This is a genomic window from Paenibacillus sp. MMS20-IR301 (assembly GCF_032302195.1).
Taxonomy (GTDB): domain Bacteria; phylum Bacillota; class Bacilli; order Paenibacillales; family Paenibacillaceae; genus Paenibacillus_AQ.
The window spans coordinates 2,557,800-2,575,632 of the sequence record NZ_CP135275.1 but is presented as its reverse complement, the minus strand read 5'-3'; the positions used below and the strand labels follow the sequence as shown (position 1 = coordinate 2,575,632).

Genomic DNA, 17,833 nt, shown 5'->3' with positions numbered 1-17,833 from the left:
GCCAGTCTGGTATAATGGTTAAGATTGTAAGCGTTTTTGATATTATTGCAGAGGAGAGATTTAAGAGAATGCCATTTCAACAGAATGATATTATTTTATTCCAGGGTGACAGCATTACGGATTGCGGACGCGACCGCAACGACCCTTCCTCACTGGGCACGGGTTATGCGCTGATGGCGGCTGCACGGCTGGGACTGTTATATCCGGAGAAGAATCTTACAATTATTAACCGCGGTATCGGCGGCAACCGTGCTGTCGATCTGCAGAACCGCTGGGAGAAGGATTGTCTGGAGCTTGCCCCGACCTGGGTATCCCTGTATATCGGGATTAACGATACGTGGCGCCGTTTTGATTCCGGGGAGGAGACGACAGCTGCAGCTTTTGAGGCATCATACCGTGATCTGATTGAACGCACACAGAAGAACCTGGACGCCAGGCTGGTTCTGGTGGAGCCGTTTGTGCTGCCGGTGCCGGAAGACCGTAAGGGCTGGCGCCAGGATCTCGATCCCAAAATCCACGTAGTGCGTGAGCTGGCCCGTGAGTATAACGCAGTGCTGGTTCCGCTGGACGGATTGTTCGCAGCAGCATCCGTGAAGGCCGCACCTGCCTTCTGGGCCGGCGATGGCGTGCATCCGACACCTGCCGGCCATGCTCTGATTGCAGAAGCCTGGCTGAAAGCTGTAGGCGCTCTTAGATAGAACGTCAATGGGCTGCTATCCCGCCTGTACATATCAGCTGAGTTGCAGCAACCGGTTCCTGGATTTTCAGCGGGCCGGTTTTTGCTATACCCGCTGTCTTGCCGACAGTCAGAGGGGCGTGCCACTGCGGCAATTTCACTCTGCTTGAGAAGACTGCTATACTTGAATGATGTATATATACATATGATTTGGAGGTGGCACCCATAAGGCGGCTATGGCTGATTCTGCCTGTTCTTCTGGTTGTACTAATAAGCGGCTGCCAGAATGCTTACGGCTATATTAATGCAAGATGGATCTCTGAAATTAACCTGGTCTATGATTCTTATGAAGGCGACGGAGCAGCAGCATCTGTGACGAAGCACTTTACGGACGGCGCCATCATCAAGACGGTAGCCGATGCCATGAATACCAGTAAGCGGATCCCCGGCGTTCTGGACTTCGACGCGGATTTCAGTATGGAGCTGCTGTATGGTGACGGCTATAAGGAAGAATACATTCTGGGACTAGGACAGACTGAAGGGAATAAAGGGCTGCTGCTGTCCGCTGAAGACACTGAAAAGGGCTATTCCATTTCTGCCGAGAATGCCGACAAGCTGCGGAGGCTGATCTTCAGCCGGGGAAATGCGGCTGCGGCCAGGTCGGAAGCGGACGGGGCGGCAGTAGAAACACAGGGACCGGTAACCTTATCGCGTAATGATCTGTTCCCGGTTACAGGAAATAAGGAGTTTCTCAATCTGCAGCTGCTGCAGGGGAGCTACCATGAGAATTGGTCCACGGCTTCCCCGCTGGCCGGGCGGAGCTGGAGCGGACAGTTCCGGCTGGCGCTGACGAATGAAGCGGGAGAGGCGCTGGGCACATTTGCCCTGAGCCGGCATTTTCCGGAAGAGCTGAGCTTCGGTGACCTGTTCCAGATTCAATTCGCGGATTACAACGGGGATGGCAATCCTGACTTTACGATCGGGCAATATGGTTCCGGTAACGGCTCCTTATACAAGCTGTTCACACTGAAAGCAAACCATACTATAGAAGAGCTGCCGGTTGAGGGAGCGGACTCCGGGCTGTTCATCAGCAGCCCTGACAGGTATTCGGTTAAGCTTGAAAGGATAGACGGGGGATTCCGGGCAAGCCATTATGACAACTCGGTTGGCAAGCAGATTGAAACAGCATACCGCTGGAACGGGACTGCTTTTCAGCGGGTAGCACCTTAGGCATCAGGCTGCTGTAGAGCACCATAGACAACAGACGAGAGGAATGTGAACAGAAATGACGAGCGAGACAGTACAGGATCTGCAAGGATTAAAAGCCATTGGTAAGGTAGTTGGTCATACCATCGCGGAGATGAAGAAGAGTGTAGCTCCCGGGATGACCACGGCTGAGCTGGATGAGATCGGGGCAAAGATACTGGAGCAGTTTGGCGCGAAATCTGCCCCCAAGGTTACATATAATTTCCCTGGAACCACCTGCATCAGCATCAATGAAGAAGTCGCCCACGGCATCCCGGGTCCAAGGGTCATCCAGGCCGGGGATTTAATCAATATTGATGTATCTGCTGAAATGAACGGTTATTTTGGCGATGCCGGGGTATCTTTTCAACTGCCGCCGTATAATGAGAAGCTGGTCCGGCTCTGCCGCAGTACGGAAGAGACAATGATGAGTGTGATCAATCATCTCAGGGCCGGAATGAAGGTGAACGAAATCGGCCGTGTAATGGAGTCGGAAGCCCACAGACGCGGCTACAAGGTAGTGCGTAATCTGTGCAGCCACGGCATCGGCAGAGCTCTGCATGAGAAGCCTTTCGAGATCCTTCCCTTCTATAATCCGCGGGTGACAACGGTCCTTAAAGAGGGGCAGGTGATTACGGTTGAGCCGTTTCTTTCCACCGGAGCTGACTTTGTAGAGCAGCAGGCGGACGGATGGACACTCAGTGTACAGGACAGCAGCCGTGTGGCCCAGTATGAACATACGATTATTGTGACCAAGGGTAAACCGATTATCCTGACAAGCGCTTAATAACTAAGGAGTACGGACGCTGTATTAAAAGGGCATAGGAACTGTTACAGCGGATAGTGCTACCATCGGAGGGATATGGATCATGGAAAATGTACCGCAGGTCAGCAATGCATTCATGACATTCATGAAGGAAGCCCCGGAGCAGCAGAAGGCCTGGGGAGAAGCTGTACAGAAGCTGGATGCGGCAAGTGCGCTTGATGCCAAAACCGAAGAGATTGCCTATATCTCAGTGCTTGCAGCTGTAAGACTGGAGAGCGGCTTACCTTTCCACGTCAAACGTGCCAAGCTGCTTGGAGCGACCCGTGAAGAGATCATCAGCGCAGTGCTCTTGCCGCTTCCTGCTGTTGGCAATGTGGCGATACAGGCATTGCCGGCAGCTCTGCAGGCGTATGACAATGAGTAAGGTCCAGGGACAACCGGTAAAAAGCGACCTGTCTGACGCACCGCTGCCGTTTCTGCTGTGGGCCGGAACAAGGGAACACTGGCCGCAGCTGTCTGATTACCTGCTGAGCCGGAGCGGGCTGCCCGGCCCGCGGGCAAATCTGGGGCTGGCCGGGGATTTCGCCCGGTGCTTTGCGAATCCGGAGGTTTCAGCAGAGGCGCTGTCGCTGCTGTCTTCCTGGTGTGAGCTTCCGCCGAACCCGCAGGATGCTAATGATCCGGAGGAATATCTTCCGCTCTGTGCGCTGCTGGCATACGGAGCCTATTACGGATATGGGGAGCAGGAGCATAGAAGTATGGTGGAGGAGAAGCTCCAGGCAGCCATGAATGACTCCAGATGGCGGGTGCGCGAGGCAGCGGCCATGAGCCTGCAGCTGATAGGCGAATTTGACTTCAGTCTGCTGCAGAATCTGCTGGAAGGCTGGCGGCGGGATGCCACGGCGCTGGAACAGCGTGCATTTGTGGCAGCGCTGGCTCATCCGCCCTTGCTTAAAGATGAGGTTCATGCCGGGTATTGTCTGGAGCTGTCTGAGGAAATCCTGAGCGGGCTGCTGTCCGGCAGCCATGCACAAGCTGATCCTGAACATCTCCGGGTCTTATCCAAGGGACTGGAGTATGCGCTGAGCCTCTTCGTAGCCGGCAAGCCGGAAGCGGGGTTTGCCCTTCTGCGCAGGATATCCTGCAGCGGAGATAAAACGATGATCCGGATTGTAAAGAGCAATCTCTCCAAGAAACGGCTGAGCGGGAAGTATCCTGATGAGACAGCGGAGATCCTTGCGGGATTGACAATTGCCTAGAATGTAACTATTATAGTTGCATCTGCCGGGAACGTCCGGCGGGGGTGTTAACGAAGGAGAGATTGTCATGAATATCAGTACCCGGTTTGCAGTAGCCATTCATATTTTAACCCTCATAGACAGCAAACAAGACGGCAAAAGCACCTCCGAGTGGATCGCCGGCAGCGTCAACACTAACCCGGTGGTGATCCGCCGGCTGACAGGAATGCTGCATAAAGCAGGCCTGGTTGATGTCCGCCCTGGTGTGGCCGGAGCGAAGCTTACCCGCAGTGCCGCTGATATTACGCTTCTGCAGATTTACAAGGCTGTGAATGCAGCGCGGGATGACTCACTGTTCGCTGTGCATGAGCATCCGAATCCTGAATGTCCGGTAGGCCAGAATATCGCCGGAGCTATCGTTCCTGTATTCTCGCTGGCACAGAAGGCAATGGAGAATGTCCTGCAGGAAGTAACACTGGACCAGATTATCCATCAGATGCCTGTTTCCTGAGTGAAGCCTCAGGTAAACCGGGTGTAGTTCAGTTTTCTAAGCCTTCACCAAAATTTAAGCTAACGTTCAGCGTATCTTTATGTGCCTTTAAGGTTCGGGGAGTATATTAAAGATCTCCACCCCCCAGTGGAAACATTTATGTTAGACCCGGCCGTGCCTCGGCAGGGTCTTTCTCTTTGTATGCAGCCCCTGTTCCGCGAAATTTCAGCAAACCTTTAGGTGTCTTTCATCAGCGTTTAAGCTTCAGGCGGTATAGTAGTCACATGACCCCCTTAGAATAGATCTTGACCCTGCCGGAAAGCGGCGGGGTCCTTTTTTTTATAAGATCAGAATTTACATGCTGCGGGGTTATTGGATTCACAGTGAACCCTTTACACATTATTCCAGATAGGTTAGACTGGCACCATATGTGCAGACTGAGTCAGGGGAGTGGAGGGTTTGATGGTTACGGGTATATTTGGAATCGTGATGTGGATCGCGTCGCTTCTGGTCCTGATGCTGATTATCAAGATGGCAATTGACAAGTCCAGAGCTACTGACAAGCTGGATGAGCTGATTCATGAAATCCGGCTGCTGCGTAAGGAAATCAAAGAGAACAAGCATATTATTGATAAGCGGCTATAGAGAAGCGCTATATTCTGCTAAACCGTTCCGGTCGGGGAGACGATGTAGTTTATAAGAATAACGGCTCTGCCGTAAAATGAAAAATGAATTAACGAGCCTGGCCGCCGGCCGGGCTTATTCGCATGTACACAGATTGTTTTCAAAAGTAATTGACAAACATATAGAGCGCAACTATACTAAAGTTAGTTAATGTGTAACGGAAACAGTTACAGGCTTGAATGATCCTGCATGATAATGAAATGAACAGTCAACATTAAGATGTTAGCACTACAGCAGGCATACCATTAGATTAACAATGATCCGGGAGGGATTAATCATGACAGCAACAGCAGCATTGCCGCAAACGCTGGAAATTGGACTTGTACAAATCAGAGTAAGCAATCTGGAGCGCTCACTTGAGTTTTATCAGAATGTAATAGGACTTCAGCTTCTCCGCCAGCATGGACGGGTGGCGGAGCTGACGGCGGATGGCAAGCATGTGCTGCTTATTCTGCGGGAGATCGGGCAGGCCCGGGTTCTGCGCCGTAATTCGGTAGCAGGTCTGTATCATTTCGCCATTCTGCTGCCGGACCGTCCGAGCCTCGGGCTGGTGCTGCGCAATCTGATCCAGTCGGAGATCGAGATCGGCCAGGGAGATCACCTCGTCAGTGAGGCGCTGTACATTCAGGACCCGGACAACAACGGCATTGAGCTGTACCGTGACCGTCCGCGTGATACCTGGAGGCATGAAGCTGACGGCAGCGTGGTGATGACTACGGATCCTGTGGATGTAGACGGCTTGCTTGCGGCTTCCGAAGGGCTGGAATGGAACGGGCTCCCCGCGGGTACAGTGATCGGGCATGTACATTTCCATGTGGGCGATCTGGCAGAAGCGAAGCGGTTTTATGTGGATGCGCTTGGTTTTGCACCGACTACCCATTACGGGAATTCAGCGCTGTTCATCTCGGCCGGCGGATATCATCATCATATGGGGCTTAATATCTGGGCAGGCCAAGGTGCTCCGGCAGCTCCTGCTGATGCGGCGGGCATTGATTACTTCACTCTGCTGCTGCCTGGAAGTATGGATGTGGCCGAAGCTGCAGAACGGGTGAAGCGGGCCGGATACCGTGTAGATGTCATCGACGGGATTACAACTGTGCAGGACCCGTGGAACATCGGTATCCAATTGCTGGTGAAGGACTAAGCGTCCGGGCGGCTTGTTCATCCGGATGAATTCCCCTATAATATGTGCAAATCGATAAGTGTGGGAGGAGGCAGTAATTATGAATATAGCAGTAATCGGAGCAGGCGGTAAAGCAGGCAGCAAGATTGTGAAGGAAGCACTGAGCAGAGGGCATGAGGTAACAGCGATTGTACGGGATGCTTCCAAGGCGGCGGGAACGAAGGCATCTGTGGTGGAAAAAGATATCTTCGCCTTGACGGCGGAAGATTTGCAGCGCTATGATGCCGTTGTTAACGCCTTTGCTGCACCATTCGGCCAGGAGCATCAGCATGTGGATGCCGGAAATGTGCTGATTCAGGCACTGCAGAATGCGCCAGACACGCGTCTTATCGTTGTCGGCGGTGCGGGCAGCTTGTATGTTGACGAAGCGCACTCTATGAAGGTGGTAGACACCCCGGGATTCCCTGATTTTGTGAAGCCGACAGCGTTGAACCAGGGTAAGAATCTGGAGATACTGCAGGGCACGCAAGGGCTCCGCTGGACCTTCGTCAGTCCGTCAGCCAACTTCGCCGTAGGTGAGCGGCGCGGTGCCTATGTTAAAGGCAAGGATCAGCTGCTCGTGAACTCCAAAGGCGAGAGCTACGTAAGTTATGCGGATTATGCGATTGCGATTGTGGATGAGCTGGAGCACCCGCAGCACATCGGTGAACGGTTCACTGTTGTATCCGAGTCCTGATCGCGCTGCAGATCCTGACCGGACAGCCGGAGGGATTGCTGAATTATAGATTAACGGGAGGTACAGGCGGATAATTCCGCAGTGCCTCCCGTTTATTCGCGTTAATACTGGGGAAATACATACCGGGAGATGATGGGATTTGGAGACTTTTCTTGCAGTGCTGCTGTTGCTCGGACTGATCACAGTATCGAATATCGTGAACCGGTTCATTCCGTTTGTTCCGGTTCCGCTGATTCAGATTGGACTTGGGGTTATTGCTGCACTTGTACCGACTGGAATACATATGCACTTTGAGCCGGAGCTGTTCTTTGTCCTGTTCATTGCCCCGTTGCTGTTCAATGACGGGAGAAGGACGCCGCGCGATGAGCTGTGGAACCTCCGGGCGCCGATTTTGCTGCTGGCACTCGGACTTGTTTTTGTAACCGTATTTGTAGCGGGCTACGCGATCCACTGGATGATTCCTTCCATTCCGCTTGCCGCAGCTTTTGCACTGGCAGCGATTCTGTCACCTACAGATGCTGTTGCGGTCAGCGCGCTGGCCGGAAGGGTCCATCTGCCGAAGAGCATCCACCGCATTCTTGAGGGGGAATCGCTGATGAATGATGCCTCCGGCCTGGTGGCCTTCAAATTTGCGATTGCAGCAGCCGTAACCGGCGTATTCTCCCTCCCCAAGGCAACGTTCAGCTTCATTCTGATTGCTGCAGGCGGCCTTGTGCTGGGGGCGGTGCTGTCCTTCCTGCTGATCCGGATCAGCGTGTTCATCCGCAGGTTCGGCATGGAGGATGTTACGATTCACGTTCTGCTGCAGATTCTCACTCCGTTCATCATTTATCTGATCAGCGAGGAGATCGGCGTATCCGGCATTCTTGCCGTGGTGGCCGGCGGGGTTATGTTTGCCATTGAGAAGGACCGGGCTGTCTCGCCGCAATACAAGCTCCAGCTCGTATCGGCCAGTACCTGGTCTGTACTGCTGATGGTCCTGAATGGGCTTGTTTTCCTGATTCTCGGTGTATCGGTTCCGGATGTGGTTGAGGTTATCTACCGTGATCAGACGGTGAGTAACTTTATGGTTGCCGGTTATGTGCTGGCAATCACGGCTTTGCTCATCATCCTGCGCTTCCTGTGGGTCTATGCTTATTCGCACTGGGAGAGCCGGAGGCTCAAGCTGGAGAAGGCACCGCTGAAGTCCCAGGTCATCACTTCGATTTCCGGTGTACGCGGAGCGGTGACACTGGCCGGCGCCTTCTCCATCCCGCTCGTGCTGGGTGACGGAATTACACCCTTCCCTGAACGGGATTTGATCATTGCGCTGGCTGCTGGAGTAATTCTGATGTCGCTGGTTATCGCCAGCATCTTCCTGCCGCTGCTGGCAGACAAGGAAGAACCGGCGGTTCAGGCTATCAGCAGCCGCTCAGGCACGGAGCTGGCGGCCCGGAATGTAGTGATCGACGCCGGAATGACGATGCTGCGCAGTCTGGTAACAGAGCATCCGGAGCGGGCGACACAGCCGGTGCTGCTGGAATTCACAGACAAGATCGACCGGCTCTGTGCCCCCAAGGCGGATAATGACCCGGAAGCGGAGAGGTTCCGCCGCCTGGGAGTCGAGGCGAAGCTGAGCGGTCTGGAGGCAGAGCGTACGGAGCTGCGGCGGATGCTGGATAACGGGGCGCTGCCTGCTCCGGTAGCTGTGAAAATGGAGGAGCTGCTGGATCATACGGAATCGCTGCTCTGCAGACGGCTGGATACACAGATCAAATTCTCATTAACTGAGATTCAGCGTCTGTTCTCGGGCTTGTTCTCCGGTCGGATCGACGGGGAAGAAGGACGGCGGGCGCTGCAGATTGCCGAAAGTGCGCGGACGGCCAAGATTGCCATGTGCCAGGCGGCAGTATCTGCTGTCAGCGCCGGAATCAGCGATGAGAACCGCCTGGCTTCGCAGAAGGTCATCGACAAATATGAGCGGCTGGAGTCCCGGCTGGCGCAGGGAGAAGGCTGGAGCAAGGACGGTGTCCTTGATAATGAGAAGCTGGAGCTGAAGCTGCAGGCGATTCAGGAGCAGCGGAACACGGTACAGGAGATGTACCAGAACGGGGCGATTAATCTTAAGGTCGCCGGCAAGCTCCGGCGGTTCGTGGATCAGCTGGAAACATCGATTTGGGAGGATTAATTATGGGGAAAATCATGGCAGGCGGACTGCGGTTCACCGAAATTACTGAAGAAGATCTGCCGGAAGTGCTCGACATTTATAACTATTATGTACTGAATACAACGGTTTCGTTTCATACCGAGCCGCAAACGCTGCCGCAGATGGCCCAGGCGCTGCTGCATGGGGATCCGCGGTTTAAATCCTATGTGATACTGGCGGATGAAGTGATGCAGGGTTATGTGCTCATCACCAAACACAAGAATAAGGAAGCTTATGATACCTCAGGCGAGGTTACAATCTATCTGAAGCCCGGCAGCGGGGGACAGGGACTGGGAGGGAAGAGTCTGCGATTCATTGAGGAGCGGGCAGCCGAGCTAGGATTCCATGTGCTGGTAGCCACTGTATGTGCGGACAATGAGCCCAGCCGCCGCCTCTTCACGAAGTACGGTTATGAGCAGAGCGCCTTATTCAAGGAGATCGGCCGCAAGTTCGGCCGCTGGCTGGACATTGTCAGCTATCAGAAGATTATCGGCAGTTAGATTTGAACGAACATGAATAAGCCCGCTGCCGCAAGGAATGCTCCTTGCCGGCAAGCGGGCTTATTTGCGGGATAAGAATGTGTTTCGGGGTCCCGCAAAGTACCTGAGTAATCATCAGCACCAAAGCCCCGCTTTGCGGGGTTGTATTGTGGTGCTATACGCTTTTCCGGCGGAACATCTGCCCGAGCACCTCGCTGAGTACCAGTCCGGCAGCGATGGCTCCGGAGAGGAGCAGTGCCTGCACAGCAAACTGAATTCCGTGGTTATTATCATTCTCCACGAATTTGCGCATGGCATCATAAGCAAGGCCGCCCGGAACAAGCGGGATAATCCCGCCGACGCTGAAGATAATAACCGGCATCTTAAAGGATCGGGCAAAAAACTGGCTGATCACGCCAACAATTACAGTAGCCCCGAAGGTGGCAATGACGGTATCCCAGCGTTCATCCAGCTGCAGATACAGCATCCAGCCGATCATACCGGCGAATCCGCATTGTACCAGCGCGCGTACCGGCGCATTGAACAGGACGCAGAAGGCGGCAGCAGCGATGAAGCTCGTTATAAGTTGCAAAATCATGAAGGGCTAACCTCTTTCACTTAGGTGATTAGAACAGTGACAGTACAAGCCCGATGCCGGTGCCTATGGCAAAGGCGGTCAGGAAAGCATCCGCCCCCTTGGACAGTCCGGAAACGAGATGTCCGGCCATTAAGTCGCGGACAGCATTCGTAATGAGCAGACCCGGCACGAGCGGCATCACGCAGCCGATAATAATCTTGTCCATCTCCTGTCCAATGCCAAGCCTAACTGAGAAGAAGGCCAGCAGCCCGATGAGAAAGGACGCAGTGAACTCTGCGAAGAAGCGGATCTGCACCAGGCGGTGCAAATAAGTGACGGCAGCAAAGCCGAGTCCTGAGATGGGGAGTGCCGGCAGGGCATCCCACAGGCTTCCCTTGAACATTACGGTGAAGCAGGCTCCGGTGAGCGCGGCGGCGATAATCTGCAGCCATACTGGATAGGCATGCGCTGCATCATCGACGGCCCCCAGGCGCTCACGGGCTTCAGCGGCAGTAAGCTGGCGTTCGCTCAGCCGCCGGGAGATATCGTTAACCTCCGACACCTTCTGCAGGTCGGTGGTCCGCTCGGCGATCCGAAACAGCTTCACCGGCTCAGTCCGGCTGGTGGTGAACATAATGACCGTCGGTGTGACGTAGCTATGCGCCCCAGGGAAGCCGAGCGCTGCGGCCATCCGGCTCATGGTATCCTCTACGCGGTAAGTTTCGGCGCCGCTTTGCAGCATGATTTTGCCGGCCAGCAGGCACAGGTCCGTGATGTCATACGCAGAGGTATTGCTGTTATTGCTTGTGCTATCCAACTTCGTCGATCCTCCCCGGGAATGTTATATATCCGATTGTCGCCGCAATGTATGAAAATATCAACCTTTATTCGAAAGAATTTTGCCGGCGTTGAAATTTAGTTATTGCTCCAGGGTGCATAAGCCTGTGGCAACGCCTCCTGCGGCTATGGTCAGAATGGAATGGAAGAACGTCTCCTTGGATATGAGCAGGCCGCCCGCGCCGATAATAACCGCATCCGAGAGGAAGATCAGCACCCCTACATTAAGCGGAATATAACGCCTCATGAACTTAGCCAGCAGATCGGTTCCGCCGGTGCTGGCTTTGAACCGCAGCATCAGCCCAAGGCCGCTGCCCATCAGGAAGCCGCCGATGATAGCACTGGAAACTGACCCCAGTTCAATATAATACAGAAAGTGGTATTGCAGCGGTCCCAGCAGTTCAATCAGGAATGAGGAGGCCAGCAGTCCGGCGATACTGTTATAGAAGATCTCACGCTCCCGGAACCAGGCCAGAAGAAAGACCGGGACACTGCAGACCACAATAGCCAGTCCGATTTTTATGCCGGAGATATAATTAATGATGAGAGCGATGCCGATAATACCCCCATCAAGAATTTTATAAGGTACAAGAAAGAAGTTGGTTCCCGCTGCAATCAGCAGGCTGGACAGCAGAATAATGACATACTTCTGAAATGGGCGCATATTCAACATCTCCAGACTAAGGGCATGTCTTAATCATATGCATCCGATTGGTAAAAAATAGCTGATATTCAAAAAATCCTGCGTCCGCAGGATTTCAGCGGGTACCCACGGTTGAACTACAGTTGCAGGAGAGAGTAGCATGGATTTCATATATAAAGTGCTGCAAAGCGATATCGAGCTGCTGGCTGCCGCACTTTCGGAAATAGAAGTCAGAATCGCGGTGAAGGCTGCGGATGAAGAGCTCGCCGGATTAGGCGGGCCTATTCGCGCGTATACCCCGAATGCAGTACGCATCCGGGGTCTTTCCTACAGCCGGGAGCTGTATGAATTCCGGGTCAGACTCCGGTGCGAGTAGCTGGAGCTTCTGCAGAATCGTTACTGGCCGGCGGTTATTATCTGGAGTAACGCTTGCGGAAGCGCAGCGGGGAGATGCCCACCTTAGTGCTGAACCGCCTGGAGAAATAAGCGGTGCTCTCGAAGCCTGTACGTTCAGCTATCGCCGCTATCGGAATTTCCGTCTTAAGTAACAGCAGCTTAGCCTGATCCAGCCGGTAGTCGGTCAGATATTCCATAGGGGTCAGACCATAGACGCGCTTCATGCAGCGGGCCAGATAATTGTAATGAAAATGCAGGGCATCTGCGAGTGCAGTGTTCGTCAGGGGTTCTGCATAGTGATTGCGTAAATAGGCCTCGGTCTGCTCCGCGATCTCCGCAGCCTGGCTGCCCGCAGCATCCTGCTGGGCCATATCCATCATCCGCAGCATCTCCTCGAAGATACGCTGCTGCTGCCAGACGGCGCTGGATCTCCGGCCCAGGCTAAGCTGCAGCAGCTGCTCTGCTTGCCCGCTCCGGGCAAAGGGGCCCGGCAGCGGGCCAAGCTGGGGAATACGGATGGTATAAGGGTAGGTGAGGAAATGCCTGAAGTGCTCATCCCGGCTGGCGTAGACAGGTTCGCCTTCAGCTTCGAGCCATTCGCTGACCGTGTGAAAATGCACCCATGTGAAGGAGGTTTCCTCCTCACAGGGCTTGACTGAATAATGATAGCGGTCCGGAAGCAGGAGGAGGGCATGTCCGGAGGTAACAGCCCATTCCTTATCCTCTTCGCCGATGAACAGACAGCCCTGCTCGACCAGAATCAGATCGAATTTGCCCATACGGCTGCGGTTCGGATGCTGGTCGCCGGGTGCATAGACGGTATGCCCGCATTCCAGAAAATAAGGGAAAGGCGGCGCAGCCAGATGAATGTAGGTGGGATTCATGGCAGTTCAGCTCCTTTCGCGGATTAACAACTCAAGTGTGAAATAGTACAAAAACAGAGTTGTGTATGATTCTGTTTTTTATTTATTTTACCGTCTATAATTGCAAATAGCGAGGGAGATATACAGAAGAGGAGAAGTGAAAATGAGTAAAACAGCAGACCAGCAGCAAGCCGCTGCCGCCGGACAGAAGGTAACCGTTCAGGATGATTTCTGGGGACGCTATATCCGGCTGGTTCAGGATACAGTTATTCCTTATCAATATGAGGCCCTGCATGACCGGGTGCCGGAGGCGGAGCCAAGCCATGCCATCGCCAATTTTGAAATTGCTGCCGGCAGGAGGGAAGGCGAGTTCAAGGGCTGGGTATTCCAGGACAGTGATGTAGCCAAATGGCTGGAGGCTGTGGGTTATTCACTCAGCATCAAACGTGATCCTGAGCTGGAGCGCCAGGCGGATGAGATGATCGATCTGGTCGGGGAAGCACAGTATGAAGACGGATACCTGAATACTTACTTCACACTCAAGGAGCCGGGCAAACGCTGGACGAACCTGATGGACTGCCACGAGCTGTATTGTGCAGGACATTTCATTGAAGCGGCAGTGGCTTATTATGAAGCCACGGGCAAAGACAAGCTGCTTGGCATTGTGTGCCGGTTCGTAGACCATATTGAAACTGTCTTTGGACCGGAGGAGGGCAAGCTGAAGGGCTATGACGGCCATCAGGAAATTGAGCTGGCCCTTGTGAAGCTGTACCGGCTGACCGGTGAAGAGAGATATTTGAAGCTCAGCAGCTTCTTCATTGACCAGCGCGGCCAGGAGCCGAATTTCCTGGTACAGGAATGGGAACAGAGAGGGCGGGTCACACACTGGACCGGTACGGCTACTGACAGTATAGATCCCGGCTATAATCAGGCTCATATTCCGGTCCGTGAGCAGAGTGTGGCCCTCGGCCATTCCGTCCGCGCCGTATATATGTACACCGCTATGGCTGATCTTGCGCTCCTTACCGGAGATGCTGGACTGCGCGAAGCCTGCGAACGGCTGTGGAAGAACACGACTGAGAAGCAGATGTATATTACCGGAGGAATTGGCTCGACACATCATGGGGAAGCCTTCACTTTCGATTATGATCTGCCTAATGATACGGTGTACGCGGAGACCTGCGCCTCGATCGGCCTGATCTTCTTCGCGAAGCGGATGCTGGAGCTGGTTCCTGACGCCAAGTATGCCGATGTGATGGAGCGGGCGCTCTATAACAACGTGATCGGCTCGATGGCGCAGGATGGCAAGCATTACTTCTATGTGAATCCGCTGGAAGTCTGGCCGCAGGCCTGCAGCTGTAATCCCGGCAAGCATCATGTGAAGTCAGAGCGCCAGGGCTGGTTCGGCTGCGCCTGCTGCCCGCCGAACGTGGCCCGGCTGCTGACCTCACTGAACCAGTATATTTATACCGTTCACGGCGACACGCTGCATACCAATCTGTATATCGGCAGCCAGCTGAACGTAACACTTGGCGGTACAGAGGTTGCTCTGGTCCAGGAGAGCCAGTATCCTTGGAAGGGCGAGGTAACGCTGAAGGTCAGCCCGGCAGAGGCAGCTGAATTCGGGATTGCCCTGCGGATTCCTTCCTGGAGCCGGGGAATGGAGATCACTGTGAACGGCGGGCTTGTCTCTGACTCCGTCAGCGAGGAACAGGGCTATGCGGTCATCCGCCGGCTGTGGTCCGCAGGTGATGTAATCAGGGTATCGATGCCGATGGAGGCTTACCGTGTCTATGCCCATCCGAATCTGCGCGCCGATGCCCAGAAGACAGCCATCCAGCGCGGCCCGCTGGTCTATTGCCTGGAGTCGGCCGATAACAGTGAGCCGCTAAGCTCCATTTCCTTGAATGAAGCAGGGACACTTACCGAAACCTATGATGAATCGCTCCTTGGCGGTGCAGTAGTAGTGGAGGGTACCGGCTTCCGGGTAGCGCAAGGGGGCTGGACCGGAGGATTGTACAGCAGGGAGAAGGCCCCGCTGGAAGCGGTGAAGGTAACCGCAGTCCCTTATTATCTGTGGGGCAACCGCGGAAGCGGTGAGATGAAGGTCTGGATTCCGGAATAATCTTTTGCGATCAGTAACGCAATATAAAACGCTAAAGCCGACCTCCCTCTGCGGGAATAAGTGGAAAAATGTATCCTAATTTTGCGATTTTGGACTCTCTGAGCCAAGTAAGTGGATAAACGTCATTTAATTTCGTACAGTTACGGCTCCCGTGAGTGGTATACAAGTTGCTTTCCGAACAACAAGCAAGAACCCGGTTGCACCGCCTAGGCGGACAACCGGGTTCTTTTTATATAATAAGAATTTAGCCCAATACTACAACTACCTGATGCACTGCACCATCGCCCGCAGGAGCGATAATGTTGCCTTCAACCGCAGCGCCGTCAAGGGTCAGGCTGGCTACGCCTTTGGACACATGGTTCGGGTTCTGGATCGAGATCACATAAGTGTCTCCGCGGAAGACGCGGGTAATCTCGAAGCCGTTCCACTCTGCAGGGATACAAGGATCTACCTTCAGACCGGCGAAGTCGGCCTGGATACCGAGAATGGACTGTGTAATCGCTACATAGTTCCATGCTGCAGTACCTGTCAGCCAGGAATTCTTCGCTTCGCCGTGGCGTACAGCATCTTTACCGGCGATCATCTGCGAGTATACGTAAGGCTCCATGCGGTGCACTTCGCTGATATCCTCCAGGTAAGCCGGAGCGATTTTTTTGTAAATTTCGAAGGCTCTGTCGCCGTGTCCAAGGACTGTTTCAGCGATCATGATCCACGGGTTGTTGTGGCAGAAGATACCGGCATTTTCTTTGTAGCCCGGAGGGTACGTAGAAATTTCACCCAGATTCAGATAGTACTTGGAGTAAGGAGGCTGCTGCAATACGATACCGTAGTCCGTATCCAGACGTTCCTGAACCGAAGTCAGCGCTCTGGCAGCTTCACCGTTCTCCACACCGATACCGGCCATTACGCACATGCCCTGCGGCTCGATGAAGATCTGGCCTTCTTCGTTCTCCTTGCTGCCGATCTTGTCGCCGTAGTGGTCATAAGCGCGCAGGAACCAGTCGCCGTCGAAGCCGTGGGACAGGGTGATGGCACTCATGTTCTCGATTTTGGCAACCGCATCTGCAGCGACATCAGTAAGGCCGCGCATGCGGCAGATTTCCGCATAGTCCGGTCCGACGAAGACGAACAGTCCGGCGATGAACACGGATTCGGCTACGCCGCCAGCGATATTCTCAGTGGTCTGGAACGATTCGCCCGGCTCAGTGGAGAAGCAGTTCAGGTTCAGACAGTCATTCCAGTCCGCGCGTCCGATCAGCGGCAGGCCGTGAGGTCCGAGATTATTCGTTACATGCTCGAAGGAGCGCTTCAGATGCTCGAACAGGGTAGCGGTGTTGTCCGGATTGCTGTCGAACGGAACCTGCTCGTCGAGGATCGAATAGTCGCCGGTTTCCTTAATGTAAGCAGCAGTACCGGAGATCAGCCAGAGCGGATCATCGTTGAAGCCGGAGCCGACTTCGTTGTTGCCTTTTTTGGTCAGCGGCTGGTACTGGTGATAGGCACTGCCGTCAGGGAACTGGGTAGCGGCGATATCAAGAATACGCTCTCTGGCACGCTCAGGAATCTGGTGAACGAAGCCGAGCAAGTCCTGGTTGGAGTCACGGAAGCCCATACCGCGGCCGATGCCGGACTCGAAGTAGGAAGCCGAACGGGACATGTTGAAGGTAACCATACACTGGTACGGATTCCAGATGTTAACCATCCGGTTCAGCTTGTCGTCACCGCTCTGGATCTGATATTTGGACAACAGGTTATCCCAGTGTGCGGCAAGTACAGCCAGGGCTGCATCCACCTGGGCATCTGTAGCGAATTGATCGATTACAGCCTGTGCAGGCTTTTTGTTGATGACATTCAGTGCTTCCCATTTCTCGTCCTCAGGGTTCTCAATGTAGCCCAGTACGAAGATGAAGCTTTGCTCTTCACCCGGTTCCAGGGTGATTTCAAGCGCGTGGGAGCCGATTGGCGACCAGCCGCTGGCTACGGAATTTGTAGCTTGGCCGGCAGCCACTGCCTGCGGAGCATCAAGACCGTTGTACATCCCTACGAAGGACTCGCGGTCGGTATCAAAGCCGGCGATTTCTTTATTTACAGAGTAGAATGCGTAGTGGTTTCTGCGCTCACGGTATTCCGTCTTGTGATAGATTACAGAATCCTTCACTTCAACTTCACCGGTGCTGAGGTTACGCTGGAAGTTGGTCATATCATCGTTGGCGTTCCACAGACAGAATTCAGCAAAAGAGAACAGCTTAACGGTTTTTTTCGCAGTGCCAGTGTTTTTAACAACCAGACGGTGTACTTCGGCATTGTGGCCCATCGGTACAAAAGCAAGCTGATTCACGGAAATTCCGTTACGCTCGCCGGTAATGGAAGTGTAGCCCAAACCGTGGCGGCATTCGTAGAAGTCCAGATCACGTTTCACCGGCATCCAGCCCGGAGTCCAGAAATCGCCGTCATCATACAGATAGTAGTAACGTCCGCCTGTATCCAGCGGAATATTGTTATACCGGTAACGGGTAAGTCTTCTCATGCGTGCATCACGGTAGAAGGTGTAGCCGCCGGCAGTATTAGAGATCAGGCCGAAAAATTGCTCGTTCCCGAGGTAGTTAATCCAAGGGTAAGGTGTTTTTGGGGTATTGATTACATACTCTTTGCGAGTGTCGTCAAAATTTCCGAATTTCATGAGAGACAAGTCTCCTTTCAATTGTGAACGCGCGTTTACAAGACTGAGAAAAAATTCCCTCGGGGTAAGGGATTTTTCTGTAACGGATAA

General features: G+C 53.8%; 18 protein-coding genes. 13 read left to right on the top strand and 5 right to left on the bottom strand.

Annotated features, from left to right (window positions below; all coding sequences use genetic code 11):
* Positions 1–68 precede the first annotated feature (68 nt).
* The 11 genes from LOS79_RS11475 to LOS79_RS11425 all read left to right on the top strand — a co-directional run bounded on the left by LOS79_RS11475 (position 69) and on the right by LOS79_RS11425 (position 9,643).
* Positions 69–698, top strand: coding sequence for an SGNH/GDSL hydrolase family protein (locus tag LOS79_RS11475; protein WP_315419567.1), 630 nt, complete (start codon positions 69–71; stop codon positions 696–698).
* A 194-nt stretch (positions 699–892) separates the two neighbouring features.
* Entirely contained in the window at positions 893–1,906 is a 1,014-nt protein-coding gene (locus LOS79_RS11470; protein WP_315419564.1) for a YhfM domain-containing protein, read from the top strand.
* Positions 1,907–1,961: 55 nt separating this feature from the next.
* Entirely contained in the window at positions 1,962–2,708 is a 747-nt protein-coding gene (gene map, locus LOS79_RS11465; RefSeq protein WP_315419562.1) for a type I methionyl aminopeptidase, read from the top strand.
* A gap of 82 nt (positions 2,709–2,790) precedes the next feature.
* On the top strand, positions 2,791–3,111 hold the full coding sequence (locus LOS79_RS11460) for a carboxymuconolactone decarboxylase family protein (RefSeq protein ID WP_315419559.1): 321 nt from the start codon (positions 2,791–2,793) through the stop codon (positions 3,109–3,111).
* Positions 3,098–3,946 carry a hypothetical protein gene (locus LOS79_RS11455; protein WP_315419556.1) on the top strand — a complete coding sequence of 283 codons (849 nt, stop codon included), beginning with the start codon at positions 3,098–3,100 and terminating at the stop codon, positions 3,944–3,946. Before LOS79_RS11460 ends, LOS79_RS11455 begins: the two co-directional genes overlap by 14 nt.
* Before the next feature lie 67 nt (positions 3,947–4,013).
* Positions 4,014–4,436 carry an Rrf2 family transcriptional regulator gene (locus tag LOS79_RS11450; RefSeq protein WP_315419553.1) on the top strand — a complete coding sequence of 141 codons (423 nt, stop codon included), beginning with the start codon at positions 4,014–4,016 and terminating at the stop codon, positions 4,434–4,436.
* Between the two features lie 441 nt (positions 4,437–4,877).
* Positions 4,878–5,060 (top strand): hypothetical protein, encoded by a 183-nt coding sequence (locus tag LOS79_RS11445; protein ID WP_315419549.1) that lies wholly within the window; start codon positions 4,878–4,880, stop codon positions 5,058–5,060.
* 316 nt (positions 5,061–5,376) lie between these two features.
* Positions 5,377–6,243: a VOC family protein gene (locus LOS79_RS11440; RefSeq protein ID WP_315419547.1), complete on the top strand. Its 867-nt coding sequence runs from the start codon at positions 5,377–5,379 to the stop codon at positions 6,241–6,243.
* A 79-nt stretch (positions 6,244–6,322) separates the two neighbouring features.
* Entirely contained in the window at positions 6,323–6,958 is a 636-nt protein-coding gene (locus tag LOS79_RS11435; RefSeq protein ID WP_315419544.1) for an NAD(P)-dependent oxidoreductase, read from the top strand.
* A gap of 139 nt (positions 6,959–7,097) precedes the next feature.
* Positions 7,098–9,125 carry a Na+/H+ antiporter gene (locus LOS79_RS11430; RefSeq protein ID WP_315419542.1) on the top strand — a complete coding sequence of 676 codons (2,028 nt, stop codon included), beginning with the start codon at positions 7,098–7,100 and terminating at the stop codon, positions 9,123–9,125.
* Positions 9,126–9,127: 2 nt separating this feature from the next.
* Positions 9,128–9,643, top strand: a complete 516-nt coding sequence (locus LOS79_RS11425) for a GNAT family N-acetyltransferase (protein ID WP_315419540.1) — start codon at positions 9,128–9,130, stop codon at positions 9,641–9,643.
* A 154-nt stretch (positions 9,644–9,797) separates the two neighbouring features.
* On the opposite strand, the gene LOS79_RS11420 is transcribed toward LOS79_RS11425, so the two are convergent.
* From LOS79_RS11420 to LOS79_RS11410, 3 genes are all read right to left on the bottom strand, one after another.
* Positions 9,798–10,220, bottom strand: coding sequence for a threonine/serine exporter family protein (locus LOS79_RS11420; RefSeq protein ID WP_315419537.1), 423 nt, complete (start codon positions 10,218–10,220; stop codon positions 9,798–9,800).
* Positions 10,221–10,248: 28 nt separating this feature from the next.
* Complete coding sequence (locus LOS79_RS11415) at positions 10,249–11,016, bottom strand: threonine/serine exporter family protein (protein ID WP_315419535.1); 768 nt, start codon at positions 11,014–11,016, stop codon at positions 10,249–10,251.
* Positions 11,017–11,118: 102 nt separating this feature from the next.
* Positions 11,119–11,700 carry a YitT family protein gene (locus LOS79_RS11410; RefSeq protein ID WP_315419532.1) on the bottom strand — a complete coding sequence of 194 codons (582 nt, stop codon included), beginning with the start codon at positions 11,698–11,700 and terminating at the stop codon, positions 11,119–11,121.
* A 139-nt stretch (positions 11,701–11,839) separates the two neighbouring features.
* Between LOS79_RS11410 and LOS79_RS11405 the strand changes: the two genes are divergently transcribed.
* Complete coding sequence (locus LOS79_RS11405; protein WP_315419530.1) at positions 11,840–12,055, top strand: hypothetical protein; 216 nt, start codon at positions 11,840–11,842, stop codon at positions 12,053–12,055.
* Between the two features lie 37 nt (positions 12,056–12,092).
* On the opposite strand, the gene LOS79_RS11400 is transcribed toward LOS79_RS11405, so the two are convergent.
* Positions 12,093–12,959 (bottom strand): helix-turn-helix transcriptional regulator, encoded by an 867-nt coding sequence (locus tag LOS79_RS11400; RefSeq protein WP_315419527.1) that lies wholly within the window; start codon positions 12,957–12,959, stop codon positions 12,093–12,095.
* Between the two features lie 142 nt (positions 12,960–13,101).
* On the opposite strand from LOS79_RS11400, the gene LOS79_RS11395 reads away from it, so the two are divergent.
* A complete protein-coding gene (locus LOS79_RS11395; RefSeq protein ID WP_315419524.1) occupies positions 13,102–15,063 on the top strand; it encodes a glycoside hydrolase family 127 protein in 1,962 nt (653 codons plus the stop codon).
* Positions 15,064–15,307: 244 nt separating this feature from the next.
* Here LOS79_RS11395 and LOS79_RS11390 read toward each other — a convergent pair whose 3' ends face one another.
* Positions 15,308–17,743, bottom strand: coding sequence for a glycoside hydrolase family 94 protein (locus LOS79_RS11390; protein ID WP_315419522.1), 2,436 nt, complete (start codon positions 17,741–17,743; stop codon positions 15,308–15,310).
* Between the last annotated feature and the right edge of the window lie 90 nt (positions 17,744–17,833).